The following is a 14,021-nucleotide window of genomic DNA, read 5'->3' as shown; positions in this document are numbered from 1 at the left end:
GCCGCCCTTGCGGCGGCGGGCTCTTTATCCGGTTGCCGGGTGACATGGGCATTCCCGCCGATTGTTTTCGCGGGACATGCACGAACAACGAGAAACGAGCATGAACGAACCCTCTATCATCGCGCTTTCGGCACGAACGGCGGCGCTTTGCCTCGCTGTACCCGGTGCGCGATATCACCTGCCGCAGACGGCATGGCGGCTGACTTCGCAAGATGGTGATTTACGAACCGGAAAATCCGCCACCGTGGTGACGCTGCTGCATGATCTGCGTCCGGATACGCGGTATGTGTTCGAAGCGGATGGGTTCGCAAGCCTGGAGTTCAGGACAGCGCCCTGCGCGGCGCTTGTCGAGGCGATGGCATTTTCGCTGACGCCGGATATTGCGCTTGACGACGAAGCCGGCGCACGCGCCAACGCCCGCGCTCTGGAAGAGGCAGTTGCCGCCGTGCCTGCGGGCGGCACGTTGCGATTTGCTGCCGGCCTTTGGACAGCGTTTCCCGTGCGGTTGAAAAGCGACATGACGTTTCATCTTGCGGAAGGGGCCGTGCTGCGCGCACCCTCCACCCGCAATGGCTGGCCGATCCTGCCTGCCCGCGATGAGACGGGCCGCATGCTCGGCAGTTGGGAAGGGCTACCGGATGCCTGTTTCGCTGCGCCGGTCCATGCCATCGGCGCAGATAATCTCGTGATCGAAGGCACAGGCGTTCTCGATGGTTCCGGCGACAGAGGCGACTGGTGGAGCTGGCCGAAAGAAACCCGTGACGGCGCGCGCCGACCGCGCGGCCTGCATCTCGTTTCCTGCCGCAATGTCGGGCTTTTCGGTTTCACCATTCGCAATGCACCGTCCTGGACGGTCCATCCACAGGGGTGCGAGACCCTGACAGCGGCGGGTCTCACAATCAGCGCTCCGCATAACAGCCCCAATACCGATGGCTTCAACCCGGAAAGCTGCCGCAACGTGACGATATCAGGCGTGCGCTTTTCAGTGGGCGACGATTGCATTGCTGTGAAGGCAGGCAAACGCGGGCCGAACGGCGAGGACGACCATCTGGCGGAAACACGCGGCGTCAGCGTACGCCATTGCCTGATGGAGCGCGGCCATGGCGGGCTGGTGATCGGCTCGGAAATGTCGGGTGGCGTGCATGACGTAACGGTAGAGGACTGCGACATGGTTGGCACGGATCGCGGCCTGCGTCTCAAGACGCGGCGGGGCCGTGGCGGTTCAGTCAGCAATGTCACCATGCGCCGGGTGTTGCTGGATGGCGTGCAGACCGCGCTTTCCGCCAATGCCCATTACCATTGCGATGCCGATGGGCATGACGGCTGGGTGCAGTCGCGAGACCCTGCACCTGTCGACGACGGGACCCCGTTTATCGACGGAATTACTGTCGAAGATGTGGAAATCCGCCATCTGGCACATGCCGCCGGCGTCTTTCTCGGTTTAGCGGAGGCCCCAATCCGCAATATCGCCATTCGCAATCTCACCATCGTCTCGCGTGATCCTGCAGCCGTGGCCACACCGCCGATCATGGCCGATGGGGTGCGCCCCATGCTGCATGAGGGGATCGTTTTCGAACAGGCTGAAATCATTTGCGACGATCCTGCGCTGCTGAGCGCCTCTGGCATTTCCCATTCACAGATTTCAATCGAGAAAACCCATGAAAGCCACTGATTATTTTGATCAATTCACCAGCCGATATAGGCACTACAAGGGCGGAAGCTGGTGTTATGAGGATGGCTGTGTCTATCGGGGTTTGCAGCACCTGTTCGAAGCGACCGGCGAGCGTCGCTGGAACGAACATCTGCATCGTCTGGCTGACACCCAGATAGCGGCAGACGGAGTGCTCGCCGGTTACGATCCTCAGGAATACAATATCGATCACATCCTTGCCGGTCGCATTCTGTTTCCTCTGGCAGCGGAAACGGGCGATCCGCGTTATCTCGCTGCGGCGGAACATCTTGCTGGCCAACTCCGCAGCCATCCGCGTACGGGCTCCGGTAATTACTGGCACAAGAAGCGTTATCCGCATCAGGTCTGGCTGGATGGCCTTTATATGGGACTTCCTTTCCAGATCGAATATGCGCAGGCGACTGGTGACGCCGAACTGATCGACGATGCGCTACAGCAATTCTCAACCGCACTCACGCTGACGGCGGATGCCGGTGGGCTCTATGTCCATGGTTATGACGAAAGCCGCAACCAGCGCTGGGCCGACCCCGTGAGCGGCCAATCCCCGGCCGTATGGGCTCGCGCCGTCGGCTGGCTCGCCATGGCGCTGGTCGATGCGTTGGTGATGTTGCCGGCTGATGGCGCAACGATCGAACTTCGGGAACGCGCGGGCCTACTTCTGGCCGGTATTGTTGCCCGGCAGACTAAAACCGGTCTCTGGATGCAGGTGCTGGACAAACCGGATCTTGCCGGAAACTACGAGGAAACCTCCGCTTCGGCGATGTTCGCCTATGCCTTACTGCGGGCTGCGCGGCTGGGGCTTTTGCAGGGCGAGGAGGCAAAGGCGGCTCTTTCGGCGGGCCGGTCCGCGCTTGATGCCCTGCTTGAGAGACAGCTCAAGGTGGACGAAAAGGGTATCGTCCGTCTCACCGGCATCGTGCATGTCGCGGGCCTTGGCGGTTTCGAGGGCAATTATCGCGATGGGTCTCCGGATTATTACCTGACCGAGCCGGTTGTATCCGATGACGCCAAAGGCGTCGGGCCGCTGATGATGGCCTATGCCGAAAGCCTGCTTTTGGCATGACGGCGCGGTCATCTTAACGGGCATAGGGTATTTTGTGGCATGAGATCATGCCACTTTTGCCAAGATCACCGTCTGGATCAGGCCCTGTTTTTTGTGGTTCGCGATGGTGATCGTGCCACCGAAGCGCTCGATGATTTCCCTGGCGATGGCAAGACCCAACCCCACACCAGGGATCGACTTTCGCCGCCCGAGATCGACCCGAAAGAAGGGCTCGAAAACCCGGCCGATCAGTTCCTGCGGAATGCCAGGGCCTTCATCGCGGATTGTAACGACGACCTCGCTCTCGTCCTCGGTTAGATCGATCCGTGCCGTTTTGCCATGGGTGACGGCATTGAGGATGAGGTTGCGCAAGGCTCTTTTAAGCGCAAGCGGAGCGGCCTTGATGATCATGGCGGCTTCCGGTTTCATAAAGTCGAGGGTATCAGCGTAACCGAGATCAGAAAGTTCGCTGACGATTTCGCCGAGAAGCCTGCCGATATCGATCATCTTGACGGTATCCTGGCTCACTTCCTCGCGCACAAGCAGAATGGCGCTATCCGCGATGGCGTTCAGTTCCTCGAGGTCCGCCAGCCATTTGCCCCGCTCTTCGTCGTTTTCGATGAATTCTGCCCGCAGGCGCATGCGGGTCATTGGGGTTCTCAAGTCATGGCCAGCGGCTGCGACGAGGCGCATTCGGCTTTCCATTGCCGCCTTCAGGCGGCGGGCGAGTTCGTTCAAGGCCCGCGCCGTGGCGCGGATTTCACCCGGACCTGTTTCCGACAAATGGGGTAGCGAACCATCGGGTCCGATGCTTGCAGCGGCGTTTTCCAGCATGTCGAGGGGGCGGGTGATCTTTCTGGCAGCAAAGATGGAAACAGCAGCACTGCCAAGAATGATCAGCCCGATCCACATGCCGAAAATCTTCCAGCCGCCCGGGGGAGGACCCATATGCGGAATTTCCGCGACCAGCCATCCGCTTTTTTCCAGCGCTATAGCCGCCACCGGGGCACTACTTCCTGGCGCGCGGATCACAATTGCGGTGCGCGGCTCGCCAACCTGTGCAAGGGCCTTTTCTAGAAACTCCGAAAGCATTCCATCGAGATCACCTTCAGGCGGCTTCTGTTCGATGCGGAAATAGCGGGGTTGTTGCAGCGAGGGGTCGCGTTCGGCCATGGTCACGGCAAAGGCAAGGCTGCGGGCAACGGGCTCGATGGTGGCATCTGGCGGCGGCGGCTGCAATGTCTGATCTGCCACCACAGTTGCAAGCGCGATGACCGCGATGATGGAGACGATCAACAGTGCGGCGATACGGTTTCTGAGCGAGCTCATCGATGCACCGGCAGGGTTCTGACCTGAACCGTCATCTGGTAACCGCCATTGCGAACGGTCTTGAAGATCGGAGCCCGGGCATCGGTTTCGAGCTTCTTGCGCAACCGGCTCATCAACACGTCGACGGAGCGGTCGAACGGTCCCCGGTCCTTGCCCTGCGTAAGATCGAGCAGCTGATCGCGGGAAAGAAGCCGGCCGGGCCTGTCGAGGAAGACTTTCAGCAGATCGAACTCCGCCCCCGTCAGCTCGATCCTCTCACCGCTGGCGTGGATGACGGAGCGCTGTTCCGGATCGGCGGTGAAGTCCGCAAAACCATAAGCGGTGGATGAGCCGCGAGGTACTTCCTGAGGTACTGCGCGGCGCAGCACGGCCTTGATCCGCGCCGTCAGTTCTCGCGGATTGAAGGGTTTGCCAAGATAGTCGTCGGCGCCGATTTCCAGCCCGACGATCCGGTCGACATCCTCCTTGAGCGCTGTCAGGAGAATGACGGGCGTGCGCGGCCGGCGGCCTTGGAGATCGCGGCAGATATCGAGGCCGGAACCATCCGGCAGCATCACGTCGAGCACGATGAGATCCGGATCGGAGCAGGCGAACTGTTCTTCGAACTCACGCTTGTCGGCTGCCATCGAAACGCGAAACCCCTGCGAGCCGAGATATTTCGCGAGCAATGTGCGTATCTCCGGATCATCATCCACGATCAAAATATGTGTCACCGAAACTGTCGCCATATCGTCCAACCTTTTGATGCCACTATACATAAGCGGCGCAAAGAAACGGCGGATTTTTGCAACGAAAGCTTGCTGCGGCCGCTCTGGCAACATTCGGTTACAAATAGGCCGCGCGTGGAACAAGACCCGCAACATTCGGACCAAAGCCGGAAACGCTTAGCTCCTATCGTCTTCTCAGGTTGGAAAACGAAAAGGAAGGTAAGATGAGAAACGCTCTAATCGCCACCGCCGTCGTCGTGACAACTGTTCTTGGCGCTTCGGCCACCTCCCGGGCTGCGGAGCAGGGTGAACCAGTGCCGCCGCTGGCCAGTCCTGACTTCGGTTCGAATAGTGGTCCGGAGCAAAGGCTGCCGCATGGCCGCAAGATGGCCGGGCCTGAGATGCTACGCCCGGATATGATGGGGCCGGATATTTTGGGCCCGGATATATTGGGGTTGGCGACGAAACTTTCGGCAGCGGAAATCTATCTCGGCGTCACACCTGAACAGCTTGGTCCGTGGCGCGCCTATACCACTGCGCTGATCGATCTTGTTTTGCCCACTTCGGAACTCAAGCCATTGCCGCCGAAGGGACCGGGTGCGACGGGGCTAGAGCCGCGTCTTGCCGGTGAGGAACTGGCCGGCATCACAATGAAAAAGGCAGAACAGGCTAAAGCACTTCAGGACGCAGCGGCTACGCTGAAACCGAAACTTTCGCCGCAGCAGGTGAAGAAGCTTGCTGAACTCGAACGCGCATTGATGCCGCCTCCGCCTCCCGTCCCGCATGATGGCCGTGCACGAGACGGTCGTATCGAGCCTCCGCATGGCGACAGGATGCCGCCGCTGCCTCACGCAGAGCGGGGCTGACGCCACTCTTCAAAGTTTCCTCCTTTAATAGCCCCCCAGCAAAGGAGGAAATCAGCCGGAAACGGCTGAAGCCGGGGGATCGCTCGCCTGCGATCCCCCGCGTGATTTTCAAGCGAGAAGATGATGATGAGATATTTCTACCTGATGCTGGCGACGGTTTTTGGTTTGAGCTTCGTCTGGTCGGTCGCTGCGGCCGGTGACAGGCCGATGCGAGATCCGGCGGCGAAATCCCGGCAGGAAGAACAGTGGCACCAACCCGTCTGTGCCAAGGAACGGCGCGAAAATGCACACGGCAAGCGTCGTCACGGCGCCTGCCGCAAGGCATCCGCCAGAAAGTCTGTTGCCGCCTATGAATGGATCGAAGCAGACAACGGCTTCATCCTTGTGAAACACGACATGAGGTCGGTTTCTTCTTTTGAGTAGACCGGCCGGACAGGACAGGACAGGACGATGAAAATGGTTCGCAAAGCAGGTGTGGCGCTGACGGTTGTCGCGCTCGCCCTGGGTGGCTACTGGTTTTCGTCACAATATACGCGGGCCGCAACGCCCGGTTATATCACCTCGTCTGTGAAGCGCGGTGATATCGAGCAGACCGTTCTGGCGACTGGAACGCTCAAACCCGTTCGTCTGGTGGCCGTCGGCGCGCAGGCCTCCGGTCGCATCACCGCCGTCAAGGTCGCACTTGGAGATACGGTCAAGGCGGGCGATCTCATTGCCGAGATCGATTCCGTTACCCAGAATAACAGCCTGCGCACGGCGCTGGCAGCGCTTGCCAACGTGAAGGCGCAGCGGGTGGAAAAGCAGGCGACACTTGCTCTCAACCGCCAGAGCCTTGTCCGCCAACAGGAAATGGTGTCGAAAAATGCCGCCTCCCGTGCGGATTTCGAAAGCGCCACTGCAGCGCTCGCAGTCACCCAGGCGCAGATCGAAGCGATCGACGCCCAGATCGAGGAGGCACAGGTCGCTGTCGAAACGGCAAAGGCCAATCTCGGCTATACGAGGATCACCGCGCCCATCGAAGGCACTGTTCTGTCTATCGTCAGTCAGGAAGGGCAGACCGTCAACGCCACGCAGTCCGCGCCGACAATCGTGATCCTAGGCCAGCTCGACCGGATGACGGTGCGCACGGAAATTTCCGAAGCAGATGTGACGCGCGTAAAAGCCAGTTTGCCAGTTTACTTCACGGTGCTGGGTGAGCCGCAGCAGCGTTACGACGCGACGCTTACGTCCATTGAACCGGCGCCTGAATCAGTGCGCAGCGACTCCAGCTTCAGCTCCTCGACGTCTTCCTCGACCACATCGTCCTCTTCCAGCACCTCGTCGTCGGAGGCGATCTATTATAATGGCGTGTTCGAAGTGCCGAACCCGGACGGCAAGTTGCGCACCTATATGACGGCGGAGGTCCATATCGTCCTTGGTGAAGCCAAGGACGTGCTAACCGTTCCGGCGGCGGCCCTTGGTAGCAAGGGCGCCAACGATGACTATGCCGTGCGTGTGGTAGACACCGATGGCAGAATTTCCGAACGCAGGGTCCAGATCGGTCTTAACGACAAGGTAACGGCGGAAGTGCGTTCCGGCCTTGCCGAGAACGAGCGCGTGGTGACCGGCGAACTTTCCATCGACACCACCAAAAACGCCATGCCCGGGCCTGGTGGCCCGCCGATGGGTTTTTGAACAATGGCTGATCCTTTGATTTGCCTTAAATCCGTGCGGCGGGATTATCCGTCCGGTGAAGGTACGATTACCGTACTCAAGAATATCGACCTCATCATCGAGGCCGGCGAGATGGTGGCGATCGTCGGCGCTTCCGGATCGGGCAAGTCGACGCTGATGAATATTCTCGGTTGCCTCGACCGGCCGACCTCAGGGAGCTACAGCATCAGGGGCCGGGAGACGGGCAATCTCGATGCAGACCAGCTTTCGGAATTGCGGCGAGAAAACCTCGGTTTTATTTTCCAGCGTTACCATCTGCTTGTCGAACTGACAGCGCTCGGCAATGTCGAAATTCCGGCGATCTACGCCGGAAAGTCACAAAGCGATCGCAGGAGCGATGCCGCCAGGTTGCTCGGTCGCCTTGGCATGGCGGACCGCCTCGATCATCGTCCGGGCCAGCTTTCCGGCGGCCAGCAGCAACGCGTTTCCATCGCGCGCGCCCTTATGAACGATGCCGAAATCATTCTTGCCGACGAGCCGACCGGTGCGCTCGACAGCGCGAGCGGCGACGAGGTGTTGCGCATCCTCGACGAGCTGCATGCCGAAGGGCGCACTGTCATTATCGTCACGCACGATATGTCAATTGCACGACGTGCCGAACGGATCATCGAAATCAGCGACGGCGCCATAATTTCAGACCGCAGGGCGGATGCCGCGCCGGTTCGGAAGGATGACGCCAAACCCTCTATGGTTTCCGGCGGGGCCTCCAGTCTCGCTGGTCTCGCATCCTCGCTGCGGGAGGCATTGCGCATGGCGCTCCTGTCGATGCAGGCGCACAAGCTGCGCAGCTTTCTCACCATGCTCGGTATCATCATCGGCATCGCCTCGGTCATCAGCGTCGTGGCGCTGGGGCAGGGGTCACAGCAGCGCGTGCTGCAGAATATCTCAAGCCTCGGCACCAACACGCTGGAAATCTTCGCGGGCAAGGATTTTGGCGACATAAGGTCGGGCAAGATCACCACGCTGGTCGTCTCCGACGCCGAGGCACTTGCCAAACAATCCTATGTCGCGGCTGTGACGCCCACGGTCTCGACCTCCAGTACGGTGCGTTTCGGCGCGAAGGAGGCGAATGCGCTTGTGAATGGTGTCAGCGAGCGGTATTTCGTCGCCAAGGGCACGAAGCTGTCACAAGGGCGCTTTTTCGATGCCGCAAGCGTCGCGCAGAAAGCCCAGGAGGTGGTGATTGATGAGAACACCCGCAAATCGTTGTTTGCGGATTTCGACGGCAGCCCCATCGGTCATGTCATCCTCATCGGCAAGATGCCGGCCCGCATCGTCGGCATCACGCAGGCGCAGCAGGGCGGTTTCGGTTCAAGCCAGAACCTTTCACTTTATCTCCCCTATACTGCCGTCCAGTCACGCTTTCTCGGCAGCCTGTCGCTGCGCAGCATCACGGTGCAGGTGAGTGACGATATTGACGCCGCAATTGCCGAACAGGCGGTGACGGTTCTTCTCACCCAGCGGCATGGAACGCGGGATTTCTACATTCTCAACACTGACGATATTCGCCAGACCATCACCAGTACAACGCAGACCATGACGCTGCTGGTTGCGGCGATCGCGGTGATTTCGCTTCTGGTCGGCGGCATCGGGGTGATGAACATCATGCTCGTTTCCGTTTCCGAACGTGTATCGGAAATCGGCGTGCGCATGGCAGTCGGCGCACGGCGCAGTGATATACTGCGCCAGTTCCTGATCGAGGCAGTGCTCGTCTGCATCATCGGCGGAACGCTGGGAATTTTGGGCAGCTTCGGCTTCGGGGCGCTTTTCTCCGCCTTCAGCAGCAATTTCGCCATGGTCTATTCCACGGTGTCGATCATTGCTGCCTTCGTCTGCTCGACACTGATAGGCGTCGTTTTCGGCTATCTGCCGGCCCGCAACGCATCGAACCTCGATCCTGTTGCGGCCCTGTCGGCGGGTTGATATCCGCCGCTGCCGGTCAAGCCTTGTTTTTTTCGATGAAGCGGATGGCGTCGCCAACGGTCAGGATTGTGCTTGCGGCCGAATCGGGGATTTCCACTCCGAATTCTTCCTCGATTTCCATGACAACCTGAACCACTTCGAGGGAATCGGCACCGAGATCGTCGACAAAATTGGCGTCATCGACAACCGTGCCGGGATCTGCGCCAAGCTGGTCAACGATGATTTTTTTAATACGGTCGGCGATGGTGGACATGGTGGGACTCCGCGAAAGTTGTTTGCCGCCGAACAACCCGTTTGAATTTGCGCCCAGGACACTTGCTAAAATCGAAACCGGTTTTTGCGAGGCGTGGTACACAGAGTCAGAAGGTCAAAGCATCGATGACATTCGGACGTAGCATGCCTTTGACGGCTGCGAAAGAGCGTGGCTCATGGGGAATTGCCCATAAGAATTCGGGGTATGTTTGACGTTGAACAGTTTTTGACTGGATGCGATGAACCGCTGCGCTGTAAACCTCGTTTTCGTGAAGTAATTATAATCCAGTCCTGTCGAGCATCAACGCCCATGGTCCAGTCTTCCCCGGAACGCTTCATATTGCTCGATGGCATAAGGGGCGTAGCTGCGCTCTTCATCGTACATCGCCATGCCGAACAGTTTTTCGGGAGAGACGACGCTTCGAGCTATCTCGCCGTCGATTTGTTCTTCGCCTTGAGCGGTTTTGTGCTGGCGCATGCCTACAGCATGAAACTGCGCGAAGGGGCGATTACGCCAGGCTTCTTCATGAAGGCGCGCCTTGCGCGACTTTATCCACTGTATGGGCTGGGGCTGGCGTTGATGGCGTCCTATTTCATTTGCCTCTACCTGTTGGGCCTGCCGACGCCGATCGATGATCTTCATCGCCACATCAATCCCGGTGAGCTGGCGATAGCGTTGTTGACCGGGCTTCTTTTCGTTCCGGCACCCTTCACGCTTACATTGAACGGCGCATTGTTTCTGGTGAGTCCGGCATGGTCGCTTTTCAACGAGCTGGTGGTGAATGCGGTTTATGGCCGGTGGGGTGTGCGGGCGACTACGAAACAGACAATCGTGGTGCTGGCTGTCAGCGCCTGCGTCCTTGTCGTGGCGGCTGCTGAGTTTGGGAAGTTGCATGCGGGGTTTCGATGGCACGAAATGTATGCCGGCATGGGAAGGGTGTTTTTCTCGTTTTTCGCAGGCGTGCTGGTTTACCGCTTCCGCAATCGCATAACCGAGCTGAAGCCCATCCAGGCGGCCCTCTGTCTTATGCTGGTCTGCGTCATCCTCGCCGTGCCAATTTCGCGTGAGCTTCGGCCCTTCTTTGATCTCGCGGTGGTTCTGCTCGTCTGGCCGACGGTATTGTTCGTAGCCAGCAGGATAGTGCCGGGTCGCAGGGTGGGAATCTTGTCGACGTTTCTCGGCACAGCTTCCTACGCCGTCTATGTGCTGCATATTCCGCTGCTGGCCTGGACGGATTTTCTGATGCCTGCCGTTGATAGGGAAAACATCGCTTTGCCGGTCGGTGTCGCTTTCCTGATAGGGACGACGTGTCTGTCATGGTACCTGACGGTCCATTTTGATCAGCCAGTGCAGACATGGCTCAAAGGTCGCCTGAGAAAGCGGGCAGGGGTCGGGCAACCCGTGTGATCGCGTCTTGTCGCTGCAGGCTTCAGTAATGCGCGAAGATTGGAGCCGTGATAACAAAGGCCGCGACGAGACTGATGATCGTCAGTTTCGCGGCACGCATGCGGCGCATTCTGCGGCCGCTCCAGTCATACGTCATACTCACCCTCCACGCAGACGCAAACTCTCGGACTGATGTCCGACTAAATCAGTTTCTCCTGATATATCTCATTTGCCAAGTCATTATTGTTACCAGTGATTTTGGCGAACACCGTCCGCTTCGGGAGGCGCTTCAGGGGAAAAGCCGGATAAGTTGATTGTCTTTGAGTTTCAGGCGGCTTGCCTCATCGGAAGAAATGCAATGCTCTATGTTCTTTCGCAAGTCGTCGGGAACTATCGGCCCGCCTGCCTTCAAAAGCTTTTCGGTCATCGAAAAAAGAATGCCGAACTGGGTCTCGCATTCGGCCGATGTCAGAAGCAGCGGTAGCGACGGAACGGTGTTCGCCGTAAAGACGCTATCCGCCGTATCGTACATGGTGACGAGGTACCAGGTCAGAAATAGCCCCAGCCACAGGCCGGTGCTGACCATGATATATTCGCGCATCTGCTCTCTCCCCTCAATGGCGGTGGTAAAGCAGTGGCAGGCCCTGGATTGCATATCGGGGGAGCGGCTTCCACGGCTTGATGCGGTCGTGTTTCTGCACGCCGAACAGGAAACGCATTTCGTCGGTGAGGTCTGCCGGATCGGTCAAACCATCCTGATATAATTCAATAACCTTGCGGGCGGCTCTGTTATGGAGCTTTTTGTCATCATCGTCGGAAAGGTGATTAAAACCGATGCTCTCGAGGACCAATTGGAGCATTTCGAGATCTTGAGAGGAGATCAGGCAGTTACGGGGCGCAGAAGACATGATGGCCTCTTTTCTTACTGGTTCAGAAAGCCGAAGCCTCGCGCGCGCCCTTAAAAGGCTGCACGGGACGCTCCAACGCTTCGAAACGATACGCCGGTGCGGTCGATGACCGTTGCCGGTTTTCGGGGGGCAGGTGCCTCAACGCGCCCTGGGAAATTCCGCACGGGGCGCTGTAGACGGGAGGCATGTGCAAATGGGGCTTGAGACGGCAAGGATGCCTGACGGCGGTAACGCCCTTTAAGTACCGATGGGGAAGGGTGCGCTTTTTGCGCGCAATAGGCAAGTTAATTCCATAGCCCCTGACGAGTATGTGACCGGTGCGGCGACATTCTTTATCTCACCAAGGCAGACAACAAAAAAGGCCGGGGCAATATTGCACCGACCTTCCTCATATCGCCATTAACACCAGTGCCAGTACATCCGTGGTCAAAAGTCTAAAGCGACGGAAACAACTGCGAACGACATATTTTGCGCTCACCAGCAGTTGCTGTATGAACTTTCTAGAAGAGCAATGTGGCCAAAACAAGTCCGCATTTCCATTATATGTTTTATTTGTCGCGACCCTTTGTGTATCGGGTCGCGGTTTGGCAATTCGTGCCGGGGCGTCGCGCTGTTATGAGCGGGCTGTCCGGAACAATCCTACTTCTTCTTGCCATCCGCAGTTGTGGAGTTTGCGAACTTGACCTGCGTGCCGGCAGCTGGTGCCGCAGCCGGAGCTTTCGTCTTGTCCTTCTTCGGTTTGCGGACTTCTTTGTTGCTGCGTACTTGACCCTTGGCCATGGTGTCCTCCTGGTATTGAACAGATATTCGATATTGTGTGGTCCGGGGCATGATCGCGCGCCGCAGGCAGGCTGCGGGGCGGTTTCATCGTCAGGGGAAAGGCAGTCCGTTAAGCGGAAGTTTCCCGAAGGGAAGGGTCGGTTTGGAGAGGCGGATACGCCCTGCGTAGAAGGTTCTCCGCACCATGTCGGGCTGGAGGCCAAAATCAGGAAACGCCGCAAAGCCGGAGGATGCGCCGCGATCCTGATCTAGGCGCATTGCTGTTTCTTCGGCGGCACTGAGAAGCAGGCGAAGCGATGCGTTTTCCCGGTAACCCAAACCGCCGGTGCGGACGAGGTTCCGTGAAAGGCTTGATGAATAAAAGTCGGAAGACATCTCGTCCTCCTTTCGTTTGGGGGCGAGGACACTCTGCCCTCAAACACCAGCACTCTTCAGCGGATTGCTGACAGGCGAAGCGTGCGCCTGTTGCGTATCAGGTTCAAGAAGTTTTTCGGAAAGACGACGTCAAAAAGTGCAACCGGGTTATTTCTTGCCGGATGACTTTTTGGTGCGGGTGGGTGGAGGGGCGGCGATTGCCGCCTCCTGAGCTTCGCGAAGTTGGCGAAGCCGTTCCGTCTTCTTGGCGCGCTGGTCGGATTCGGCGGTTATGATCTGTTTCGCCGCCTTGTCCGTTATGGATGCCTTGTCCTGCGAGGACAGCTTTCCGGGTTTGAAAACAGCCTCTTTAGTCGCGGTCATGGCATTCTCCTTTGCGGAGCGAATTGAAAGTTATCGAGCGCGGGCAACCTTTTTGGGAGCAGGAAGCAATCCCTCGCGCTGCAATTTTTTCTTCGCCATCTTGCGGTGGCGGCGCACAGCTTCGGCTTCTTCGCGGATACGCTTTTCCGACGGCTTTTCGTAAGATTCCCGTGCGCGCATCTCACGGAAGATACCCTCGCGCTGCATCCTCTTTTTCAAGACGCGGAGGGCTTGCTCTACATTGTTATCCCTGACGAGTACCTGCAACTTATCTCCTTAACGCAGCCATCGCTGCTATTTTTTGATTCTGATCGTATTCGAATTGATCCAGCTCGATCCCGCAACGCGCGAAGACGAGCCTTCGATTTCCACGGGCCGCGATGAAGACGCAACCACATCGATTTCATCGAGCGCTATATTACGTTCGAAGTTCTCGTGCTGGAAACGCACCCTGTAGCGAACCGCACCTTGTTGTGTCTCTGGCAGAGCCGTTACGACCCGGCCTGGACCTTTGGGCTGGTTGGCCCCAAGTACGCCCGCCTTCAGAAAGATAGCATCGCCGGAACGATAAGGATTTTTGCGCATGAGAGCCTCCCCATGGCCAAAAAAAACAAAAGGCCGGGATTTAACCCGACCTCTCACAATCACTCAGCGCCACTGCTGGTACATGCGTAGCCAGCGGGGCC

General features: G+C 58.3%; 17 protein-coding genes. 7 read left to right on the top strand and 10 right to left on the bottom strand.

The annotated features are described in order from the left end of the window. The first annotated feature begins 100 nt into the window (after window positions 1-100). Together pglA and ACQZ6D_RS09020 are read left to right on the top strand one after the other, a co-directional pair. On the top strand, window positions 101-1,672 hold the full coding sequence (gene pglA, locus ACQZ6D_RS09025; RefSeq protein ID WP_112154411.1) for a polygalacturonase PglA: 1,572 nt from the start codon (window positions 101-103) through the stop codon (window positions 1,670-1,672). Continuing rightward, window positions 1,659-2,753, top strand: a complete 1,095-nt coding sequence (locus tag ACQZ6D_RS09020; RefSeq protein WP_112153402.1) for a glycoside hydrolase family 88/105 protein — start codon at window positions 1,659-1,661, stop codon at window positions 2,751-2,753. Before pglA ends, ACQZ6D_RS09020 begins: the two co-directional genes overlap by 14 nt. A 45-nt stretch (window positions 2,754-2,798) precedes the next feature. On the opposite strand, the gene ACQZ6D_RS09015 is transcribed toward ACQZ6D_RS09020, so the two are convergent. Then, the gene (locus ACQZ6D_RS09015; RefSeq protein WP_111789576.1) at window positions 2,799-4,061 is read right to left on the bottom strand and encodes an ATP-binding protein; all 1,263 of its coding nucleotides are present in this window, start codon (window positions 4,059-4,061) and stop codon (window positions 2,799-2,801) included. Continuing rightward, window positions 4,058-4,789 carry a response regulator gene (locus tag ACQZ6D_RS09010; RefSeq protein ID WP_211391350.1) on the bottom strand — a complete coding sequence of 244 codons (732 nt, stop codon included), beginning with the start codon at window positions 4,787-4,789 and terminating at the stop codon, window positions 4,058-4,060. Before ACQZ6D_RS09010 ends, ACQZ6D_RS09015 begins: the two co-directional genes overlap by 4 nt. Window positions 4,790-4,992: 203 nt before the next feature. Between ACQZ6D_RS09010 and ACQZ6D_RS09005 the strand changes: the two genes are divergently transcribed. From ACQZ6D_RS09005 to ACQZ6D_RS08990, 4 genes are all read left to right on the top strand, one after another. After that, window positions 4,993-5,634 carry a hypothetical protein gene (locus ACQZ6D_RS09005; RefSeq protein WP_111789602.1) on the top strand — a complete coding sequence of 214 codons (642 nt, stop codon included), beginning with the start codon at window positions 4,993-4,995 and terminating at the stop codon, window positions 5,632-5,634. A 126-nt stretch (window positions 5,635-5,760) separates the two neighbouring features. Next, the gene (locus ACQZ6D_RS09000) at window positions 5,761-6,057 is read left to right on the top strand and encodes a hypothetical protein (RefSeq protein WP_111789601.1); all 297 of its coding nucleotides are present in this window, start codon (window positions 5,761-5,763) and stop codon (window positions 6,055-6,057) included. 27 nt (window positions 6,058-6,084) lie between these two features. After that, window positions 6,085-7,308 carry an efflux RND transporter periplasmic adaptor subunit gene (locus ACQZ6D_RS08995; protein WP_111789575.1) on the top strand — a complete coding sequence of 408 codons (1,224 nt, stop codon included), beginning with the start codon at window positions 6,085-6,087 and terminating at the stop codon, window positions 7,306-7,308. 3 nt (window positions 7,309-7,311) lie between these two features. Next, the gene (locus tag ACQZ6D_RS08990; protein WP_111789574.1) at window positions 7,312-9,270 is read left to right on the top strand and encodes a MacB family efflux pump subunit; all 1,959 of its coding nucleotides are present in this window, start codon (window positions 7,312-7,314) and stop codon (window positions 9,268-9,270) included. A gap of 16 nt (window positions 9,271-9,286) precedes the next feature. Here ACQZ6D_RS08990 and ACQZ6D_RS08985 read toward each other — a convergent pair whose 3' ends face one another. After that, complete coding sequence (locus ACQZ6D_RS08985; RefSeq protein WP_003517889.1) at window positions 9,287-9,523, bottom strand: acyl carrier protein; 237 nt, start codon at window positions 9,521-9,523, stop codon at window positions 9,287-9,289. A gap of 309 nt (window positions 9,524-9,832) precedes the next feature. On the opposite strand from ACQZ6D_RS08985, the gene ACQZ6D_RS08980 reads away from it, so the two are divergent. Then, window positions 9,833-10,930 carry an acyltransferase family protein gene (locus tag ACQZ6D_RS08980; RefSeq protein ID WP_019566461.1) on the top strand — a complete coding sequence of 366 codons (1,098 nt, stop codon included), beginning with the start codon at window positions 9,833-9,835 and terminating at the stop codon, window positions 10,928-10,930. A 268-nt stretch (window positions 10,931-11,198) separates the two neighbouring features. Here the strand turns inward: ACQZ6D_RS08980 and ACQZ6D_RS08975 are convergent, their stop codons facing one another. The 7 genes from ACQZ6D_RS08975 to ACQZ6D_RS08945 form a co-directional block, all read right to left on the bottom strand. After that, window positions 11,199-11,510: a hypothetical protein gene (locus ACQZ6D_RS08975; protein WP_003517885.1), complete on the bottom strand. Its 312-nt coding sequence runs from the start codon at window positions 11,508-11,510 to the stop codon at window positions 11,199-11,201. A 13-nt stretch (window positions 11,511-11,523) separates the two neighbouring features. Next, window positions 11,524-11,817 carry a hypothetical protein gene (locus tag ACQZ6D_RS08970; RefSeq protein WP_013761399.1) on the bottom strand — a complete coding sequence of 98 codons (294 nt, stop codon included), beginning with the start codon at window positions 11,815-11,817 and terminating at the stop codon, window positions 11,524-11,526. 639 nt (window positions 11,818-12,456) lie between these two features. Beyond that, the gene (locus ACQZ6D_RS08965) at window positions 12,457-12,597 is read right to left on the bottom strand and encodes a hypothetical protein (RefSeq protein ID WP_003517881.1); all 141 of its coding nucleotides are present in this window, start codon (window positions 12,595-12,597) and stop codon (window positions 12,457-12,459) included. 90 nt (window positions 12,598-12,687) lie between these two features. Continuing rightward, the gene (locus tag ACQZ6D_RS08960; RefSeq protein WP_003517879.1) at window positions 12,688-12,972 is read right to left on the bottom strand and encodes a hypothetical protein; all 285 of its coding nucleotides are present in this window, start codon (window positions 12,970-12,972) and stop codon (window positions 12,688-12,690) included. Between the two features lie 147 nt (window positions 12,973-13,119). Then, entirely contained in the window at window positions 13,120-13,335 is a 216-nt protein-coding gene (locus ACQZ6D_RS08955) for a hypothetical protein (protein WP_003517878.1), read from the bottom strand. A gap of 30 nt (window positions 13,336-13,365) precedes the next feature. Next, on the bottom strand, window positions 13,366-13,602 hold the full coding sequence (rpsU, locus tag ACQZ6D_RS08950) for a 30S ribosomal protein S21 (RefSeq protein ID WP_003517876.1): 237 nt from the start codon (window positions 13,600-13,602) through the stop codon (window positions 13,366-13,368). Window positions 13,603-13,629: 27 nt separating this feature from the next. Continuing rightward, window positions 13,630-13,920: a hypothetical protein gene (locus tag ACQZ6D_RS08945; protein WP_019566459.1), complete on the bottom strand. Its 291-nt coding sequence runs from the start codon at window positions 13,918-13,920 to the stop codon at window positions 13,630-13,632. Window positions 13,921-14,021 lie beyond the last annotated feature (101 nt).

Source organism: Agrobacterium sp. 22-3639C2, assembly GCF_053522105.1.
This window is presented reverse-complemented; position numbering and strand designations above follow the sequence as displayed.